A 17,694-nucleotide genomic window follows, 5' to 3' on the forward strand; every position below is an offset into this window, starting at 1 on the left:
GCGTGGATGGGCATATGCAGGCCATGCTAGCAAGTCCCGAGCCATCGCGGGCAACTATTCCGGGGGCGGTGACAAGCGGTCATCGGCTGTTCACAATGTGCGGTCCGTGCCCCGCTGCTGGGGCTGTCTCTCTTTGGCTTATCGTGCACCAACTTGGTGATGCCCTGATTCACCCATGTCCCATTCCCCCCAACTTCTGCTCCTGCCCGGCCTCGCGGCCGATGAACGCATGTGGCGCGGCGTGCTGCCGCTGCTGCCCGCCGCGCTGCGCCCCGAGGTCGCCACCGCCCACCAGGATGTGAACCTGCACCGCATCGAAGACTTTGCCGCACGCCTGCTGGCACAACACGCGGGGCCGCTGGTGCTGGCCGGTGCGTCGATGGGCGGCATGGTCGCCATGGAGGCCGCGCGCCAGGCGCCGCAGCGTGTGGCAGGGCTGGCGCTGCTGGGTACCACCGCGCGGCCCGAGACGCCCGACATGCGCGCCCTGCGCGAGGGCGCCATCGAGCTGTTTGAACAGGGCCGCATGCGCGAGGTCATCGAGCCCAACGTGGCCCTGGCCTTTCACCCCGCGAACGCCGCCAAGGCGGGCCTGGTGCAGGCCTACCTGGACTTTGTGCTGGATGCGGGCCCCGACCACCTGGTGCGCCAGAACCGCGCCGTGATCCAGCGGCCCGATGCGCGGGTGCATCTGCCGCAGGTGGCCTGCCCCGTGCTGGTGGTGTGTGGTGCGGCCGACCAGCTCACTCCGCCCGAATGTTCTGCGGAGATCGTGGCGCTGGTGCCCGGCGCCGAACACCACCTGCTGCCCGACAGCGGCCACATGCTGACCATGGAGCAGCCCGAGGTGGTGACCCGCTTGCTGGTGCAGTGGCTGGCCCGCAACGGGTGGATTTGAAGGGGTTGAGGAGTTTTTGGCTGCAAGCGCTAGTGGAATATGCCTGAGCAGCTATGAAAATAGTAGCTAATCAGAACTCCAGGTTGTCAATCAACCGCGTGCTGCCCAGCCGCGCTGCACCCAGCGCCACCAGCGTGCCCGCGGCATCGTCGGCCGTGGCGGGCAGCAGGTCGGCCCGGCGGCGCACCGTGAGGTAGTCGGGCGCCCAGCCCCGCGCGCGCAGCGCGTCTTGCGCCTGGGCCTCCAGCGCGCTGCGGTCGCTGGCGTCCAGCCACTGCTGCGCCAGTCGCTTCAGGGCCTGCGACAGGGCCACGGCCTCCTGCCGTTCTTCGATGCTCAGGTAGCCATTGCGCGAGCTCAACGCCAGCCCGTCGGCCGCGCGGCAGGTTTCGCCCGCCACGATGTCAATGGGCAGCGCAAACTGCTGCACCATGTGGCGGATCACCATGAGCTGCTGGTAGTCCTTCTTGCCAAACACGGCCGTGCCGCCGGTCTGGCCCAGCACGCAGGCAAACAACTTCATCACCACCGTGCTCACGCCCACAAAAAAACCGGGGCGAAAGTGCCCTTCCAGCATGTCGGCCAGCACCGGGTCAGGGTGCACCTTGAAGGTCTGGGGCTCGGGGTACAGGTCCGTCTCGTGCGGGGCAAACAGCACATCGCAACCGGCGGCCTGCAGCTGGGCGCAGTCGGCCTCCCAGGTGCGCGGGTAGCTGTCAAAGTCCTCGTGCGGCAGAAACTGCAGGCGGTTCACAAAGATGCTGGCCACGATCACATCGCCCAGGGGCTTGGCCTGGCGCACCAGGGCGATGTGCCCGTCGTGCAGGTTGCCCATGGTGGGCACAAAGGCAGGGCGGCGATAGGGGGCCAGGGCCTGGCGCAGGTCGGCAACGGAGCGGGCAATCAGCATGGGGTCGGGGGGGCAGAAGGAGATTGGAAAAGGGCTCACCAGGCGTGTACAGCGTTGTCCGGGAAACGCCCTTGCTTCACGGCCTGCACATACGCCTCCATGGCGCCGCGCACGCTGCCCGCGTCCTGCATGAAGTTGTGGACGAACTTCGGCATCTTCCCGAGGTTCATGCCCAGCATGTCGTGCAACACCAGCACCTGGCCAGCCGTGCCGTTGCCCGCGCCGATGCCGATGGTGTGGCAGTGCGGCAGCTCGGCCGTGATGTCGGCGGCCAGCGCTGCGGGCACCATCTCCAGCACCAGCATGGCGGCGCCTGCGTCCTGCAGTTCATGCGCTTCTTTGCGTAGGGTGCGGGCGGCGTCGTCGGTCTTGCCCTGCACGCGGTAGCCGCCCAGCGCGTGCACCGTCTGCGGCGTCAGGCCCAGGTGGGCGCACACGGGCACGCCACGCTGCACCAGGAATTCCACGGTCGGAGCCGTCCAGCCACCACCTTCGAGCTTGACCATGTGCGCGCCCGCCTGCATCAGCACGCAGGCGCTGCGCAGCGCCTGCTCGCGGCTTTCGGCGTAGGTGCCATAGGGCAGGTCGGCCACCAGCCAGGCCGTGCCCTGCACGCGGTGCAGGCCGCGCGCCACGCTGGCCGTGTGGTGGGCCATGGTGTCCAGCGTCACTCCCACCGTGCTGGGCAGGCCCTGGCACACCATGCCCAGCGAGTCGCCCACCAGAATGCATTCCACCCCCGCCGCATCGGCCACGGCCGCAAAGGTGGCGTCGTAGGCGGTGAGCATGGTGATCTTCTCGTCCGCCGCGCGCATCTGCGCCAGACGCGGCAGGCTCACGGGGCGGCGCTGGGGCAGGGGCGATGCGGGCGGCAGCGTGCCATAGGGCGTGGCCGAAACAGGGCTGGTGGCGGTCATATAGCGCGGTGGAGCCAAAAAATTGCCGCGAGTCTATGCGACCAATACTGGGTGTACTTATTGGTTTCCAGCGCGGGCCCCAGGGGCTAGCGCTGGCACAGTGGCCTTTGCGTTCCCGGTATGCTCGCGGCCCATGACAGCTGCGACATATTCCGCACATTCCCCCGCAAAGACCCCCATGAGCGATACCGAAGTGAAGGCCCTGGCCCAGGCCGATGTGGCCCGCGCCCTGGCCGAAGACGTGGGCACCGGCGACCTCACCGCCGGCCTGATCGACCCCGCCCGCCGCGCCCGTGCGCGCATCCTGGCGCGCGAAGCTGCCGTGATCTGCGGCGCCCCCTGGGCCGAAGCCGCGCTGCGCGCGCTCGACCCCACGGTGAAGATCACCTGGCATGTGGCCGAGGGCCAGCGCTGCGCCTCCGACCAGGTGGTGCTGGAGCTTGAAGGCAATGCCCGCGCGCTGCTCAGCGCCGAGCGCACGGCACTCAACTTCCTGCAACTGCTGTCGGCCGTGGCCACCAAGACCCGCACCTATGTGGATGTGGTGGCTGGCACCCGTGCCCACATCGTGGATACGCGCAAGACCATTCCCGGCCTGCGCCTGGCGCAAAAGTACGCCGTGCGCGTGGGCGGCGGCACCAACCACCGCATTGGCCTGCACGATGCGGTGCTGATCAAAGAGAACCACATTGCTGCTGCGGGAGGCGTGACCGCCGTGCTGCGCGCGGCCGAGCGGGTGGCGTCTCAGGCCAAGTTCATCGAGATCGAAGTCGAAACCCTGGAGCAACTGGCCGAGGCGCTGGAGGCTGGCGCCAAGATGGTGCTGCTGGACAACATGCCCCTGACCATGCTGCGCGAAGCCGTGCGCATCAATGCAGGCCGGGCGATTCTGGAGATCTCGGGCGGCGTCACGCTCGACGGCCTGCGCGCACTGGCCGAGACCGGCGTGGACCGCATCTCCATCGGCACGCTGACCAAGGACGTGAAGGCCACGGACTTTTCGATGCGCCTGCAGGAGCTGTCATGACCACCGCTGTACTGAACCGCATCGACGTGGAGTACGAGCAGCCGCTCGATACCGAGGAAGGCGTCGTCTGCTCCACCAAACACGCCTGGGCGCGTGTGCCGCCCGAACCTTCGCAGGCGGAGCGTGCCGCGCTCAAGGACAAGATCCGTCGCCTGCTCAAGGAAAAGAATGCGGTCATGGTGTCGCACTACTACGTGCACCCGGACCTGCAGGACCTGGCCGAGGAAACTGGAGGCCTGGTGAGCGACTCGCTGGAGATGGCCCGCTTTGGCCGCGACCACGCGGCGCAGACCCTGGTGGTAAGCGGCGTGCGGTTCATGGGCGAAACGGCCAAGATCCTGAGCCCGGAAAAGACCGTGCTCATGCCCGACCTGGACGCCACCTGCTCTCTGGACCTGGGCTGCCCCATCGACGAATTCAGCGCGTTCTGCGACCAGCACCCCGACCGCACTGTGGTCGTCTACGCCAACACCAGCGCGGCCGTGAAGGCGCGCGCGGACTGGCTGGTGACTTCCAGTTGCGCGCTCGACATCGTGAGCGCCCTCAAGGCCGCAGGCCAGAAGATCCTGTGGGCGCCCGACCGCCACCTGGGCGCCTACATCCAGCGTGAGACGGGCGCCGACATGGTGTTCTGGAACGGTGCCTGCATCGTGCATGACGAGTTCAAGGCGCTGGAGCTGGAGCTGCTCAAGCAGCAGCACCCGCATGCCAAGGTGCTGGTCCACCCCGAGAGCCCCGCCGACGTGGTGGCCCTGGCCGACGCCGTGGGCTCCACCAGCGCCATCCTCAAGGCCGCGCGCGAGATGGACGCCACCGAGTTCATCGTGGCCACCGACAACGGCATGATGCACAAGCTGCGCACGCTCAACCCCGGCAAGATGTTTTACGAAGCCCCCACGGCGGGCAACAGCGCCACTTGCAAAAGCTGCGCGCACTGCCCTTGGATGGCGATGAACGGCCTGGCCGATGTGGCCCGCGTGCTGGAGACCGGTGCGAACGCTGTGCACGTGGACCCTGCACTGATTCCGCGTGCGCGCCAGCCGATTGACCGCATGCTGGCCTTCACGGCGGCGCTCAAGAACGGTCAGCCCACCGGCGCACTGTTGCCCCACCTGGGCGCTGCCTGAGTGCGCACGACGTGTTGATGTTTGCTCATGTTTTGATAGCTACAGGCGCATGATCCACTAGCGCCTCCGCCTGCTTTGACTTCTAGTTGCCACATTGACTTCACCCAGCCGCTGAGCGCAGGCGCCGCGCGCCTGCGCCACCGTTTCGAGGCCCCACGCGAGGTGCTGGTGGCCCAGGCACTGTACGAGGTGCGCGGTGTGCTCGACGCCGTGTTTGCCGCCGCACAGCAAGGACGCTGGTGCGTGGGCCATGTGCGCTACGAGGCCGCCCCGGCCTTCGATGCCGCATTGCAGACCCATGCGGCCGACGGCCCGCTGGCCTGGTTCGCCGTGTACGACGCGCCCCAGCCCGGGACCGACGACGCGGCGGATGCGGCCGCAGCGGCAACCCCAGCGCAGGTAGTGTGGGACGACAGCCCCGAGCGCGAGGCGTTTGACGCCGCACTGGCGCAGATCCAGCAGGCCATCGCGGCGGGCGAGCTGTACCAGGTCAACTACACCGCGCCCTTTCGCGGCACGCTTCAGGGCTCGCCGCAGGCCCTGTTTGCTGCACTGTTGCGCGCGCAGCCCGGGGGCTATGCCGCCTACCTGCAGGCGGGTGACGAGCAGGTGCTGTCGGTGTCGCCCGAGCTGTTTTTTGACTGGCTGGACGCGCCTGAAGGCGGCACCCTGCTGGCCCGCCCGATGAAGGGCACGGCCCCGCGCGGCGCCACCCCCGAGCAGGACGCGCAGCAGGCCGAGCACCTGCGCACGGCGCCCAAGGAGCGTGCCGAGAACGTGATGATCGTGGACCTGCTGCGCAACGACATGTCGCGCATTGCGCTGCCGCACAGCGTGCAGGTGCCTGCGCTGTTTGCCACGCAGGCCTTGCCCACGGTGTGGCAGATGACCTCGGACGTGACGGCGCGCACGCGGCCCGGCACCACGCTGACAGAGGTTTTTGCGGCGCTGTTCCCTTGTGGCTCCGTCACGGGGGCGCCCAAGGTGCGCGCCATGCAGATGATCCGCGCGCTGGAGCCCGCGCCGCGCGGTGTGTATTGCGGCGCGGTGGGTGTGGTGCGGCCTGGCGGGGCAACGGGGCCGGACGGCCTGCACCCGGTGGCGGCCACGTTCAATGTGCCCATCCGCACCGTGGTGCTGCGTGGCGTGGGTACGGGTGCGGGTGCGGAGGCCTCCGCCGGCGTTGCCAAAGCCACCTGCGGCATTGGCAGCGGCATCACCTCGGGTGCCGGGGCGGGCGCCGAATGGTCCGAGTGGCACCACAAGCGCGCCTTTGTCGAGCGGGCCAGCGCTCCGTTCGAGGTGCTCGAAACCCTGGGCTTGCACCACGGCAAATTCGTGCACGCCGACCAGCATGTGCGCCGCATGGGCGAGGCGGCCGCGCATTTCGGCTTTGTGTTCAACGCCCATGCGGTGCGTCAGGAGCTGCAGATTGCCGCCCTGCAACACCGCGATGGCGACTGGCGGGTGCGCCTGCTGCTGGCGGCGGATGGCAGCGCCCGCGCCGAGGCCTTTGCGCTGCAGACCACGGCAGTGCCTGTGCGCCTGCAACTGGCGCCGCGCCCCTTTGCGGCCGCACACAGCGAGTTTGTGCGCTACAAGACCACGCGGCGCGCGCACTACGCGGCGTTTGCACCCACCACCCCCGGCGTGTTCGACACGGTGCTGTGGAACGAGGCGGGCGAGATCACCGAAGGCACCTTCGGCAACATCGCCGCGCTCGTCGATGGGCGCTGGGTGACGCCGCCTCTGTCCTGCGGCCTGCTGCCCGGCGTGGGCCGCGCCGTGGCACTGCAGGACGGCCACGTGGCGGAGGCCGTGCTGCGCGTGGCCGACGTCCCCCGCGTGCAAGGCTGGGCGTTCATCAACAGCCTGCGCGGCTGGCTGGACGCCACGCTGGACGCGTAGCCAGTCCTTCTCCCGCAACCTCCCTGTTGGCGTCCCGCCCCCAGGTGTTTGGCGGCCGCCGCAGGGGCCGTTCAGCGCAATGGATCAGGCCGTGGGTGTGTTGCCTTCGGTGGTCGTTCAGTCAGCGGGCCGAGCGTTCCAACGCGCATCCTGTGCATCAGGATGTGACGCTGCTTGCCCGGGCTGTAGGCGCGTGCATGGCGCCCACCCAGCCTGACCGCACCGGCCTGGCAAGGCCTGTTGCTGCGGTCTGGCAAATGCCCCCTTTTGCATCCCGCTACCTGCTGTGCGCTTGCTTACACCGCATCGCACCTGGCCCACAGGCCTATAGGACACGGCCTACAAAAAGCGCTGCGGTGCCCCTCGAACATGAACCCACACAAGACGCCTTTGAAGGCTTTGTGTGCACCCTTTGTTCAACCACTTCGACAGGAGCCACCATGTCTCAAAACAACCCGCAGAACCAGCCCAACATCCCTTCGTCTCAGCGCCAGTCGCCCGCCGGGCAGCAGCAGGCCGAGCAGAGCACGGGCGGCAACACCCACCGCCAGCAAGGCGCTCGCAATGACGCCGACACACACGCGCAGGGCCGCGACCAGAAGCAGCAAGGCAGCCGCGATTCGCACAAGAGCCAGCCTTGAGACCGGGCGGGCCACAACAGCACGTGGCCAGCCGCACCCTTTCATTCCTATTCACTTTCAATTTTTGATATTCCCATTGACCGCAAGGAGAACACCATGGGCTACCGAGACAGCGACGACAGCAACTTTTCCCGCCATGGCATGGGCCGCGATGCCGACGACATGCGCTTTACCGAGCGCGGTGACCACCAGGGCTACGGCAGCGAAGACCATCGCGGCAGCAGCCCTGGCGGTTACCGCCAGGAGTTCGAGAACCGCAATGACCGCAGCGACCGCTATGAGCAAGAACGCTATGGCCAGGAACGTTACGGCCAGTACGGCCTGAACCGCAGCCGTGGCGAATCGCAGGGCTACCCACGCACCGGGCGTGAGGGCTTTGGCGCGTATGGGCCTCAGGGCCGCTCGGGCTACGACAACGGCCCCGGCCGTCAGCACCAGGCCTGGGGCGCCCCGTACGAGAGCCAGGGCTTTCGCGATGACGAAGGGCGTTTTGCCTCGCCCTATCGCGATGATGAACGCGGCCAGGGTGGCTACGGCAACGCCTATGGTTTCACCCGCAACGCACCGCCCGCCCAGCAGAGCCGGGGCCACCGCGATCCCGACTACCAGCAGTGGCGCGACGAGCAACTGCGCATGCTGGACGACGACTACGACAGCTGGCGCAAGGAGCGCTACCAGAAGTTCTCGGATGACTTCAGCCAGTGGCGATCCACACGCACCAGCGGCAGTTCGGGCCAGCAGCAGCCTGGCCAGCAGAACCAAAAAGGCGCGGGCTCCCAGAGCGCATCCAGCACTGCGTCTGGCGGCAACCAGGGCAATACCGGCAAGTCCAAGGATGCCGGCTGACCGTTGCAGTTACTGACGCGGCCGGGCCGGGGCAGTGTGTGCTGCTCCGGCCCGGTTGTTGAACTCGCCGTCCGTACCACCGTGGGCGCACTGGCCTTGAAGCCCAGGCGCCCCTTTTTTGGCTCCGGTTGACCTGGAGCCCCTGTCGGCAGAAAGACATTCCGCCGTGACCGCCTCCGACCCCTTCGCTCCCAGCCACCAAGGGTGCGATCCATGCCTTTACCAAGGTGCTGGCGCACAACTGGCCGACCGGGGAATCCGCGTGAAAGCGGTGGCGCCAGGGCTGGTGTGGGCACCGCTGATCCCGGCGGAGCGCCCGGCCGAAGAGTTGGAAAAGGTTGGCGTCACCACGCGTCTGGACGGCCCGGTGCCACCCGAGGAGATCTCGCCCGCCTACGTGTTCCTGACGGCCCCGTGTTGCTCCAGCTACATCACGGGCATCGTGCTGCCCATCACCGGCAACGCAGGCGACGGGGCCTGAGGCGGGGGCAGGAGCGCAGCGTCAGAGCCGCTCTTTGGCGTACGAGCCCCGGTCCATATCGACGATCTCCACGCTCAATTGCACCATCACGCCCTGGGGCTTGGGGGTGCGCTCGCGCAGCATCGCGGCAATAAGGTCGGACAGCTCCTTCTTGGCTTCGGGCGTGCGGCCTGACAGCAGGCGCAGCTGTGCGTGCACAAAGGCGCGGTTGGCGGGCGCGATGCCGATCTCGAAGCTGTCGGCCACGACAAAGCGCGTCTTCAGGTCGGCCTCGTCCTGCACCTGGGGATGGGCGCACAGGGCGGCGTTCAGGGCCGTCAACGTTTCGGCTTCGGGGTAGTGGGGCAGGTTGGCCGAGTATTCGATGGTCAGGTGGGGCATGGAATCGTCTCGCTGGAAGAATTGGGGAGGGCCTGCACTGGCAGGGCACCTGGGCTGTGCATGGTACTGCGGCTTGTCAACGACTTACCAACGGTGTCGCCAGCGCATGCAGCGCGGCCAGCAGTTGCGCCACATCGTCGGTGGTGTGCGCGGCGGACAGCGCAATGCGCAGCCGCGCCGTGCCCGCTGGCACGGTGGGCGGGCGGATGGCAGGCACCCACAGTCCTTTGGCGCGCAGGCCTTCCATCACCGCCAGCGCCGCTTCGTTGCTGCCGATGATCAGGGCCTGCACGGGGGTGTGCGACGGCAGCAGGTGCCAGCCCAGCGATGCAGGCAGCGTGGACAGGCCTTGGCGCAGTTGCGCGATGAGTCCGTCCAGGTGCTCGCGCCGGTCGTCGGCTTCCTCCATGAGCTGCAGGCTTTGGCGCAGTGCGCTCGCCAGCAGCGGTGGCGCGGCGGTGGCAAAGATGTAGGTGCGCGTTTTTTGCAGCAGCCATTCGATGAGGGCTGCATCGCCGGCCACAAAAGCGCCGGCCACGCCCGCTGCCTTGCCCAGCGTGGCCATGTACAGCACGCGGCGCGAGGCGTGGGGGCCCGTCAGCCCCGCCTTTGCCAGGCTGCCGCGCCCCTGGGGGCCCAGCACGCCAAAGCCGTGGGCATCGTCCAGCAACAACAGCGCGTCGTAGCGCTCACACAGCGCGAGCAGGGCTGGGATGTCTATGAGATCGCCGTCCATGCTGAACACCGCGTCGCTGATCACCAGTTTGCGCCGAGCGCGGCTGGCGGCAAGCTGCGCTTCCAGCGCTGCCAGGTCGGCGTGGGGATAGCGGTGAATGGTGGCGCGCGACAGGCGGGCACCGTCGATCAGGCAGGCGTGGTTGAGTGCATCGGAGAACAGCGCATCGCCGTCACCCACCAGCGCGGGGACGATGCCGGTGTTGGTGGCATAGCCCGCGTAGAAGTACAGGGCCCGGGGCAGTTGTACATAGGCCGCCAGATCGTGCTCCAGCGCATCGTTGGCAGCGCTGTGGCCGCTGACCAGCGGCGAGCCGCCCGAGCCCACGCCATAGTGGTGTGTGGCCTCGCGCGCGGCTTCGGCCAGCGCAGGGTGGCCGGCCAGGCCCAGGTAGTCGTTGCTGCAAAAGGCCAGCATGGGCCGGCCGTCCACCAGCAGGCGGGCACCGCCGGCGGGCTGCACCACACGGCGGCGGCGCAGCAGGTGGGCGCGTTCGATGTCGGCCAGGCGCGCGGGGATCTCGTCGAGCCACGACGTTTGTGGTGCCGTGGCGCTTGTCATCGCCAGTCCTTGGGCAAATCAAACACCAGGCTGCCGGGTTCGGGTAGCTCCTGGTGCGGCACATCGGCCAGCAGCGGTGCACCCAGCCGGGTGCGCAGGTAGGCAATGTTGTCCTCCACCGCCTCCATGTCGGGGTCCACCCGGTTGGCCACCCAGCCCGCAAGCGTGAGGCCCCGCGCACGGATGGCCTCGGCGGTCAGCAACGCATGGTTCAGGCAGCCCAGCCGCAAACCCACCACCAGCACCACCGGCAAGGCCAGGGCCTGGGCAAGGTCTGCGCCAGTCAGCGTATCGGTGAGCGGCACATGAAAGCCGCCTGCTCCTTCCACCACCACGGCGTCGGCCTGAGCGGCCAGCGTTTGGTAGCTGGCGACGATGGCAGCGATGTCGATCTGCACACCCGCCCGCGCCGCGGCGATGTGGGGCGAGAGCGGGTCGGGCAGCAGCACGGGGTTGTCCAGCGATGGCGGCACGGCCAGGGTAGAGGCCGAGCGCAGCGCAATCGCGTCTTCACTGGCCCAGTCGTCCCCCCAGGGCACCAGGCCAGCCGCCACGGGCTTCATGCCCACCACGCGGCGGTGGTGGCGCGCCAGAGCGTGTAGCAGCCCGGCGGACACCAGCGTCTTGCCGACACCGGTGTCGGTGCCGGTCACAAAACATCCCATCATCAACTTTCCTCCTGCAGGGTGGCGTTCAGCGCATCGAGCGCGCCGCTGGCAAGGCACTGCACGGCCTCGTCGTCGAGCGCATAGGGCGGCATGGCGTACAGCGTTTTGCCAATGGGTCGCAGTACCAATCCGCGTGCCATAGCGTGCTGGTGGTAGCGGCGCGCAAAGTCGGGCAGGGTAGTGTCTACATCCCAGGCCCAGATCATTCCAAGATGGCGTGCATGCTGCACACGCGGGTGCTGCGTGAGGGGTGCACAGGCCACATCAATACGCTGCGCCAGTGCCTTGTTGGTTTTCAGCGCATCCAACTGTTCAAACAACTCCAGCGTGGCCAGCGCTGCGCGGCAGGCCAGCGGGTTGCCGGTGTACGAGTGCGAGTGCAGAAAGCCCCGCGCCACATCGTCGTCGTAGAACGCGGCGTACACCGCATCGGTGGTGAGCACGGCCGACAGCGGCAGTGTGCCGCCCGTGAGGCCTTTGGACAGGCAAATGAAATCCGGCCGGATTCCGGCCTGCTGGTGGGCGAACATGGTGCCCGTGCGGCCAAAGCCCACGGCGATTTCGTCTACCACCAGGTGCACCTCGTAGCGGCTGCACAGCGCACGTGCCAGGCGCAGGTATTCGGGGTCGTGCATCGCCATGCCGGCCGCGCATTGCACCAGGGGCTCGACGATGAAGGCGGCGGTGGTTGTGTGGTGCTCCTGCAGCCATGCTTCCAGCGCAGCAGCGGCGCGTCGGGCCACGTCCTGGGCGGTCTCCCCCGGTGCCGCACCGCGTGCGTCAGGGCTGGGCACGGTGTCGGCCAGGCGCACCAGCGGGGCATAGGCTTCGCGAAAGATCGCAATGTCGGTCACGGCCAGCGCGCCCACGGTTTCGCCGTGGTAGCCCCCGGCCAGGCCCACAAAGCGGCTCTTGGCAGGGCGACCGGTGTTGCGCCAGTAGTGCGCGCTCATCTTCAGAGCGATCTCGGTGGCGGCGGCACCATCGCTGCCGTAGAACGCATGGCCCAGGCCGGTGAGCGCGGCCAGACGCTCGGACAGCTCCACCACGGGCGCATGGGTGAAGCCCGCCAGCATCACGTGGTCCAGCTGGCCCAGTTGGTCCACCAGCGCGGCCTGGATATGCGGGTGGCTGTGGCCGAACAGGTTGACCCACCAGGAGCTGATGCCGTCCAGGTAGCGCTTCCCATCGGTGCCGTAGAGCCACGGGCCCTGCGCGCGGGCAATCGCCACGGGAGGCTGGGCCTCGTGCCGCTTCATCTGGGTGCACGGGTGCCAGACGGCAGCCAGGCTGCGGGCCACCAGAGCGTCATGGGGCGGCGCCATCGTTACAGGGCCTGCGTGGGCACTGCGTGGCGCAGTTCCGTCTGGCGGTTGTGGTCGTCCACAAACACCAGCTGGGGTTGGTGCATGGCCACCTGGTCTTCATGCACCTGGGCGAAGGCCGCAATGATGATGAGGTCGCCTGCGGATGCGCGGCGTGCGGCCGAGCCGTTCACCGAGATCATCCCGCTGCCGCGCTGGCCCTTGATGGCATAGGTGACAAAGCGCTCGCCGTTGTTGATGTTCCAGATGTGGATCTGCTCGTTCTCTGCGATGTCGGCGGCATCCAGCAGGTCTTCGTCGATGGCACAGGAGCCTTCGTAGTGCAGCTCGCACTGGGTCACGGCCACGCGGTGGATCTTGGATTTGAGCAGGGTGCGGAACATCGGGCTTCCTTGGGTGAAGTCTGTGAACTTTTGGGGGGTGGCCTGCCGGTGGCAGGGCCATGGCCGGTCAGGGCTGTGGAAAGTCCAGCGCGCAGCTGTCGCCCAGCGCCTCGCGCCACACGCGCACGCGGCTCAGGCTGGCGCGCAGGTCGGCGGGCAGTGCCTGGGCGATGAACAGGCACAGGTTCTCCAGCGTGGGTGTGCCCAGGCCGGGCACCTCGTCGAGCATGTGGTGGTCCAGCTGCTCGCGCACCACGGCCAGGCCCTGGCGCAGCAGGCCCAGGTCCAGCACCATGCCTGTGGCGGGGTCGCGCGGGCCGGTCAGGAACACTTCGGCGTGGTAGGTGTGGCCGTGCACACGGCGGCTGCCTTCGGCCTCGATCTCGCGGCGCAGGGTGTGGGCGGCGTCGAAGAAAAAGCGCTGGGAGATGGTGAACAACATACGGTGATTTAGAAGGACTTGGAGAGGCTAACAAAGCTCAGCGAAGCGGCCCTGGCTAGGCGTTCCGCCGCAGGCAGTACGAGTAGTACGACAAGGCGGGACAACGACGCCAGGGGAGTTTTGTTGGCCTCTCTCAGCGGATGCCGGTGAGCTTGTGGGTCTGTAGGCTCAATCGCCACGCGGGGTGAGCCAGGCAGGCGTCAATGCAGGCGGCAGTGTTCTGGCGCTGCAGCAGGCCGTCCATGGGCTGCAGAAAGCGGTGGGTGAACTGCGTGTCTTGCTCCAGCGCCTGCAGGTCAAAGCCGGGCTGGGGCCAGACCAGTTTCAGCTCCTGCCCGCTGCGCTGCACCCACGGTGCACCGGCCTTGGGGCTGATGCACAGCCAGTCGATGCCTTGGGGGGCGGCAACCGTGCCGTTGCTTTCGACGGCGATGCGGAACTGCTGGGCGTGCAGCGCGTCGATCAGCGCTGCATCGACCTGCAGCAGGGGCTCGCCACCCGTCAGCACCACCAGGCGGTGGCCCGCGCCTGCAGGCCATTGGGCGGCGATCAGCTCTGCGAGTGCTGTGGCCGTTTCGAACTTGCCGCCCAGCGTGCCATCGGTGCCCACAAAGTCGGTGTCGCAGAACTGGCAGATGGCCTGCGCGCGGTCCTGCTCGCGGCCCGTCCAGAGGTTGCAGCCTGCAAAGCGGCAGAACACGGCGGGTGTGCCCGCCTGGCCGCCTTCGCCTTGCAGGGTGTAGAAAATTTCTTTGACGCTATATGTCATGAGTGTCCTTGCGCGTGGTGTGCTGAGGCATCAGCCCATACAACTGGCGCGGCCAGGGCGAGGGACACCGAGCAAGGGCCGTCCCGCAGTGAGGGTGTCGTCCCCCTTGAGGGGGAAGGCGCGAAGCGACTCAGGGGGTGTTTCATTTCACCGGTGGAACAAGGATGGTGGGGGCGGCAGGCGCTGCCACCTCGGGGTAGTCGCGGCTGAAATGCAGGCCCCGGCTTTCGCGGCGCAGCTGGGCGCTTTTCACGATGAGGTCGGCCACCTGCACCAGGTTGCGCAGCTCCAGCAGGTCGCGCGTGACGTGGAAGTGCGCGTAGAACTCCTGGATCTCGCCCTGCAGCATCGCAATGCGGTGCGCGGCGCGCTCCAGGCGCTTGTTGGTGCGCACGATGCCCACGTAGTCCCACATGAAGCGGCGCAGCTCGTCCCAGTTGTGGGAGATGACGACGGACTCGTCGGCATCAGTCACGCGGCTGTCGTCCCAGGCGGGCACGGTGGGCAGTTCTGTGGTCGGGGCTGCAGCGATGGCCTGCGCGGCGGCGCGGGCGAACACCATGCATTCGAGCAGCGAGTTGCTGGCCAGCCGGTTGGCGCCATGCAGGCCGGTGCAGGCCACCTCGCCCACGGCAAACAGGCCGGGCAGGTCGGTGCGGCCCGCCAGGTCGGTCAGCACGCCGCCGCAGGTGAAGTGGGCCGTAGGCACCACGGGGATGGGCTCCTTGGTGATGTCGATGCCCAGCGACGCGCAGTGCGCGAGGATGTTGGGGAAGTGCTCTTGCAGAAACGCGGGGCTCTGGTGCGAGATGTCCAGGTGCACGCAGTCCAGGCCGTGTTTTTTCATCTCGAAGTCGATGGCCCGGGCCACCACGTCGCGCGGGGCCAGTTCGGCACGCGGGTCGTGGTCGAGCATGAAGCGCGTGCCGCCTGCAGAGGGGGGCAGCTTCAGTTGCCCGCCTTCGCCACGCACCGCCTCGCTGATGAGGAAGGACTTTTCGTGCGGGTGGTACAGGCCCGTGGGGTGGAACTGGATGAACTCCATGTTCGCCACGCGGCAGCCCGCGCGCCAGGCGGCGGCAATGCCGTCGCCCGTGGCGGTGTCGGGGTTGGTGGTGTACAGGTACACCTTGCCTGCGCCGCCCGTGGCCAGAATGGTCTGCGGTGCGCGGAAGGTGACGACCTCGTCGGTGTCGCTGTCCAGCGCATACAGGCCCAGGCAGCGGTGGCCCGGCAAGCCCAGCTTGCGCGTGGTGATCAGGTCCACCAGCGTGTGCTGCTCGAACAGCGTGATGCCGGGCGTGGCGCGCACCACGTCGATCAGCGTGCGCTGCACGGCCGCGCCGGTGGCGTCGGTCACATGGGCAATGCGGCGCGCGCTGTGGCCGCCTTCGCGCGTGAGGTGCAGCTGGTCGCCTTCGAGCGTGAAGGGCACGCCCAGCTGGCGCAGCCAGGCGATTGATGCGGGTGCGTTTTCCACCACAAAGCGTGTGGTGGCCAAGTCGCACAGGCCTGCGCCGGCCACCAGCGTGTCTTCAATGTGGGCGGCAAAGCTGTCGTCGTCGGCCAGCACTGCGGCAATGCCGCCCTGGGCCCAGCCGCTCGATCCATCTTGCAGCGTGCGCTTGGTGATGACGGCCACGCGGTGCGTGGGCGCCAGGTGCAGGGCGGCCGAGAGGCCGGCGAGGCCGCTGCCTACGATGAGAACGTCGAAGTCGTGGGATGCCATGGCTTGCGTGTGAAGGGGGTAATGCCACGGCCACCGGCCAGGGCGGTGAACAGTGGAAGGCGGCCCTAGGCCGGCGTGTAGGCCAGGCGCACGTAGATGGGCGCAAACGCTTCGGCCTGCGTGATCTCGATCAGCGTCTCTTTGGCCAGCTCCAGCAGCGCAATGAAGGTCACCACCAGCACGGTGCTGCCTTTTTCGGGCTCGAAGAGTTCTTCAAACTCCACAAAACGCCGGCCCTGCAGGGTCTTGAGCACCATGCTCATGTATTCGCGCACGCTCAGTTCCTCGCGCGTGATGCGGTGGTGCTGTACCAGCTTGGCGCGCTTGAGGATGTCGCGCCAGGCCTCCTGCAGCTCCACCACATGCACGTCGGGAAAACGCGGCTGCAGGCTTTGCTCGATGTAGACCTGGGCTTTCAGGAAGTCGCGGCCATATTGCGGCATTTGCCCCAGGCGGGCGGCTGCCATCTTCATCTGCTCATATTCGAGCAGGCGGCGCACCAGCTCGGCGCGTGGGTCTTCGGGTTCTTCGCCTTCTGCCTGCTTCTTGGGCGGCAGCAGCATGCGCGACTTGATCTCGATCAGCATCGCCGCCATCAGCAGGTACTCGGCCGCCAGTTCCAAGTTGCGGCTGCGGATCTCGTCCACATACGCCAGGTACTGCTTGGTCACCCCCACCATGGGGATGTCGAGGATGTTGAAGTTCTGCTTGCGGATCAGGTACAGCAGCAAATCCAGCGGGCCTTCAAAGGCTTCGAGGAAGACTTCGAGCGCGTCGGGCGGGATGTACAGGTCCTGCGGCAGCGCAAACAGCGGCTCGCCGTACAGGCGCGCCAAGGCCACCTGGTCCACCACCACGGGCATGCCCGCCGCGTCCAGCGAGGGCGCGCCGGGCGAGTCTGCCGCTTCGGCTGCGTTCGCAGTGGTCATGGTTTGCTATTGAATCAGGAGCTATCGGCGCAATAAATACCTGCGCTTTCGGCTCAAAAGATGCTCAATCGGCGTTGGTCTGGTAAACGTAGGGCTTCTGGGCCACCTGGGCGTCGCGATACTCGCCCCAGATCTTGCGGTCCACCTGCTTGTCCCACAGCAGGGCACGGCCGGCTTGTTGCTGCTGGTCCAGTTCGGGACGGCTCGCCTTGAGCTGGTTGATGAACTGGGTGGCGTCGGATTGGTAGTCGGGGCGGCGGAAAATAGACATGGACTGTGAACTCTTTCTTGGAACGCGTCAGGCACAGTGATGCACCGAAGGTCCAAGATTTTACCGGGACGAATTTATGCGCTTGATATATCGCTCCGCTGCCCTGGCGGCCGCCACCCTTTCCCTGCTGGTGCTTGCCGCCTGCGACCCGCAACGCATCAGCGAACTCAAGGAGGGCGTTTCGACCGAAGCCGACGTGCGCGACCGCTTCGGCGCCCCCGAGAACGTGTGGGACGAGCCCGGTGGCGCGCGCACCTTCGAGTACAACCGCCAGCCTGCCGGCCAGGTCAACTACATGATCACCATCGGCCCCGACGGCCGCATGACCGCTCTGCGCCAGGTGCTCACGCCCGAGACCTTTGCGCGTGTGTCGCCCGGCATGCGCATGGACGAGGTGCGCCGCCTGCTGGGCAAGCCCGCCAAGGTCACGCCCTACGAGCTGAAAAAGGAGACCTGGGCCGACTGGCGCTACCTGGAGGCCCCCAACCAGTCCAAAGTCTTCACGGTGGTCTATGGGCCCGACCAGTTTGTGCTGCGCACGCAGACGGGTGCGGACACGGACGCGCCCGAGTTCAAGGGCGGCAAGTAGCGGCCCTGCGCACACTGGCGCGTTGCTTGCTTCTCATCTTGCAGACTGAACGCTGGACGCGCGCCGGGCTGTCCCCAAGTGCCCCGCACTCCCCCGGCGGAAAGCCCCCGCGCCTTTGCCACGCACCCCAACGCTGAACGCCCATGCCCGATACCC

At 67.5% G+C, this 17,694-nt stretch carries 19 protein-coding genes and 1 pseudogene; 8 read left to right on the forward strand and 12 right to left on the reverse strand.

Going from position 1 to position 17,694, the window contains the following annotated elements; all coding sequences use genetic code 11:
• The first annotated feature begins 175 nt into the window (after window positions 1-175).
• Window positions 176-898: an alpha/beta fold hydrolase gene (locus tag DBR23_RS14805; RefSeq protein ID WP_108498762.1), complete on the forward strand. Its 723-nt coding sequence runs from the start codon at window positions 176-178 to the stop codon at window positions 896-898.
• 70 nt (window positions 899-968) lie between these two features.
• Here the strand turns inward: DBR23_RS14805 and panC are convergent, their stop codons facing one another.
• Window positions 969-1,808 (reverse strand): pantoate--beta-alanine ligase, encoded by an 840-nt coding sequence (gene panC, locus DBR23_RS14810; RefSeq protein WP_108498763.1) that lies wholly within the window; start codon window positions 1,806-1,808, stop codon window positions 969-971.
• 35 nt (window positions 1,809-1,843) lie between these two features.
• Entirely contained in the window at window positions 1,844-2,725 is an 882-nt protein-coding gene (gene panB, locus DBR23_RS14815) for a 3-methyl-2-oxobutanoate hydroxymethyltransferase (protein WP_108498764.1), read from the reverse strand.
• 178 nt (window positions 2,726-2,903) lie between these two features.
• Between panB and nadC the strand changes: the two genes are divergently transcribed.
• From nadC to DBR23_RS14845, 6 genes and pseudogenes are all read left to right on the forward strand, one after another.
• Complete coding sequence (gene nadC / locus DBR23_RS14820; RefSeq protein ID WP_108498765.1) at window positions 2,904-3,752, forward strand: carboxylating nicotinate-nucleotide diphosphorylase; 849 nt, start codon at window positions 2,904-2,906, stop codon at window positions 3,750-3,752.
• Window positions 3,749-4,879: a quinolinate synthase NadA gene (gene nadA, locus DBR23_RS14825; RefSeq protein ID WP_108498766.1), complete on the forward strand. Its 1,131-nt coding sequence runs from the start codon at window positions 3,749-3,751 to the stop codon at window positions 4,877-4,879. Before nadC ends, nadA begins: the two co-directional genes overlap by 4 nt.
• 75 nt (window positions 4,880-4,954) lie before the next feature.
• Entirely contained in the window at window positions 4,955-6,787 is a 1,833-nt protein-coding gene (locus tag DBR23_RS14830; protein WP_108498767.1) for a chorismate-binding protein, read from the forward strand.
• Window positions 6,788-7,227: 440 nt separating this feature from the next.
• Window positions 7,228-7,428 carry a hypothetical protein gene (locus DBR23_RS14835; RefSeq protein WP_056746779.1) on the forward strand — a complete coding sequence of 67 codons (201 nt, stop codon included), beginning with the start codon at window positions 7,228-7,230 and terminating at the stop codon, window positions 7,426-7,428.
• Between the two features lie 96 nt (window positions 7,429-7,524).
• On the forward strand, window positions 7,525-8,274 hold the full coding sequence (locus DBR23_RS14840; protein WP_108498768.1) for a hypothetical protein: 750 nt from the start codon (window positions 7,525-7,527) through the stop codon (window positions 8,272-8,274).
• 194 nt (window positions 8,275-8,468) lie between these two features.
• A pseudogene (locus DBR23_RS14845) lies at window positions 8,469-8,755 on the forward strand (SDR family oxidoreductase); the annotation flags it as partial.
• Between the two features lie 21 nt (window positions 8,756-8,776).
• On the opposite strand, the gene DBR23_RS14850 reads toward DBR23_RS14845, so the two are convergent.
• The 10 genes from DBR23_RS14850 to DBR23_RS14895 all read right to left on the reverse strand — a co-directional run bounded on the left by DBR23_RS14850 (window position 8,777) and on the right by DBR23_RS14895 (window position 16,949).
• Entirely contained in the window at window positions 8,777-9,136 is a 360-nt protein-coding gene (locus DBR23_RS14850; protein WP_108498769.1) for a 5-carboxymethyl-2-hydroxymuconate Delta-isomerase, read from the reverse strand.
• Window positions 9,137-9,212: 76 nt separating this feature from the next.
• Window positions 9,213-10,433: an 8-amino-7-oxononanoate synthase gene (bioF, locus tag DBR23_RS14855; protein WP_108498770.1), complete on the reverse strand. Its 1,221-nt coding sequence runs from the start codon at window positions 10,431-10,433 to the stop codon at window positions 9,213-9,215.
• A complete protein-coding gene (gene bioD, locus DBR23_RS14860) occupies window positions 10,430-11,101 on the reverse strand; it encodes a dethiobiotin synthase (protein WP_056058559.1) in 672 nt (223 codons plus the stop codon). Before bioD ends, bioF begins: the two co-directional genes overlap by 4 nt.
• Window positions 11,101-12,426: an adenosylmethionine--8-amino-7-oxononanoate transaminase gene (gene bioA / locus DBR23_RS14865; protein ID WP_108498771.1), complete on the reverse strand. Its 1,326-nt coding sequence runs from the start codon at window positions 12,424-12,426 to the stop codon at window positions 11,101-11,103. Before bioA ends, bioD begins: the two co-directional genes overlap by 1 nt.
• A 2-nt stretch (window positions 12,427-12,428) precedes the next feature.
• The gene (gene panD / locus DBR23_RS14870) at window positions 12,429-12,809 is read right to left on the reverse strand and encodes an aspartate 1-decarboxylase (protein WP_108498772.1); all 381 of its coding nucleotides are present in this window, start codon (window positions 12,807-12,809) and stop codon (window positions 12,429-12,431) included.
• Between the two features lie 67 nt (window positions 12,810-12,876).
• Entirely contained in the window at window positions 12,877-13,251 is a 375-nt protein-coding gene (locus DBR23_RS14875) for a 6-carboxytetrahydropterin synthase (RefSeq protein WP_056058569.1), read from the reverse strand.
• 133 nt (window positions 13,252-13,384) lie between these two features.
• Entirely contained in the window at window positions 13,385-14,020 is a 636-nt protein-coding gene (gene queE / locus DBR23_RS14880; protein ID WP_108498773.1) for a 7-carboxy-7-deazaguanine synthase, read from the reverse strand.
• A gap of 142 nt (window positions 14,021-14,162) precedes the next feature.
• Entirely contained in the window at window positions 14,163-15,749 is a 1,587-nt protein-coding gene (gene nadB, locus DBR23_RS14885) for an L-aspartate oxidase (protein WP_108498774.1), read from the reverse strand.
• A 65-nt stretch (window positions 15,750-15,814) separates the two neighbouring features.
• Window positions 15,815-16,678, reverse strand: a complete 864-nt coding sequence (locus DBR23_RS14890) for a ScpA family protein (RefSeq protein ID WP_056058577.1) — start codon at window positions 16,676-16,678, stop codon at window positions 15,815-15,817.
• Window positions 16,679-16,742: 64 nt separating this feature from the next.
• Window positions 16,743-16,949: a DUF3460 family protein gene (locus DBR23_RS14895; RefSeq protein WP_056058580.1), complete on the reverse strand. Its 207-nt coding sequence runs from the start codon at window positions 16,947-16,949 to the stop codon at window positions 16,743-16,745.
• A gap of 76 nt (window positions 16,950-17,025) precedes the next feature.
• On the opposite strand from DBR23_RS14895, the gene DBR23_RS14900 reads away from it, so the two are divergent.
• Window positions 17,026-17,538, forward strand: coding sequence for a hypothetical protein (locus tag DBR23_RS14900; RefSeq protein WP_056058583.1), 513 nt, complete (start codon window positions 17,026-17,028; stop codon window positions 17,536-17,538).
• Window positions 17,539-17,694 lie beyond the last annotated feature (156 nt).

This window comes from Acidovorax sp. HMWF018, assembly GCF_003061035.1.
GTDB lineage: Bacteria > Pseudomonadota > Gammaproteobacteria > Burkholderiales > Burkholderiaceae_C > Acidovorax > Acidovorax delafieldii.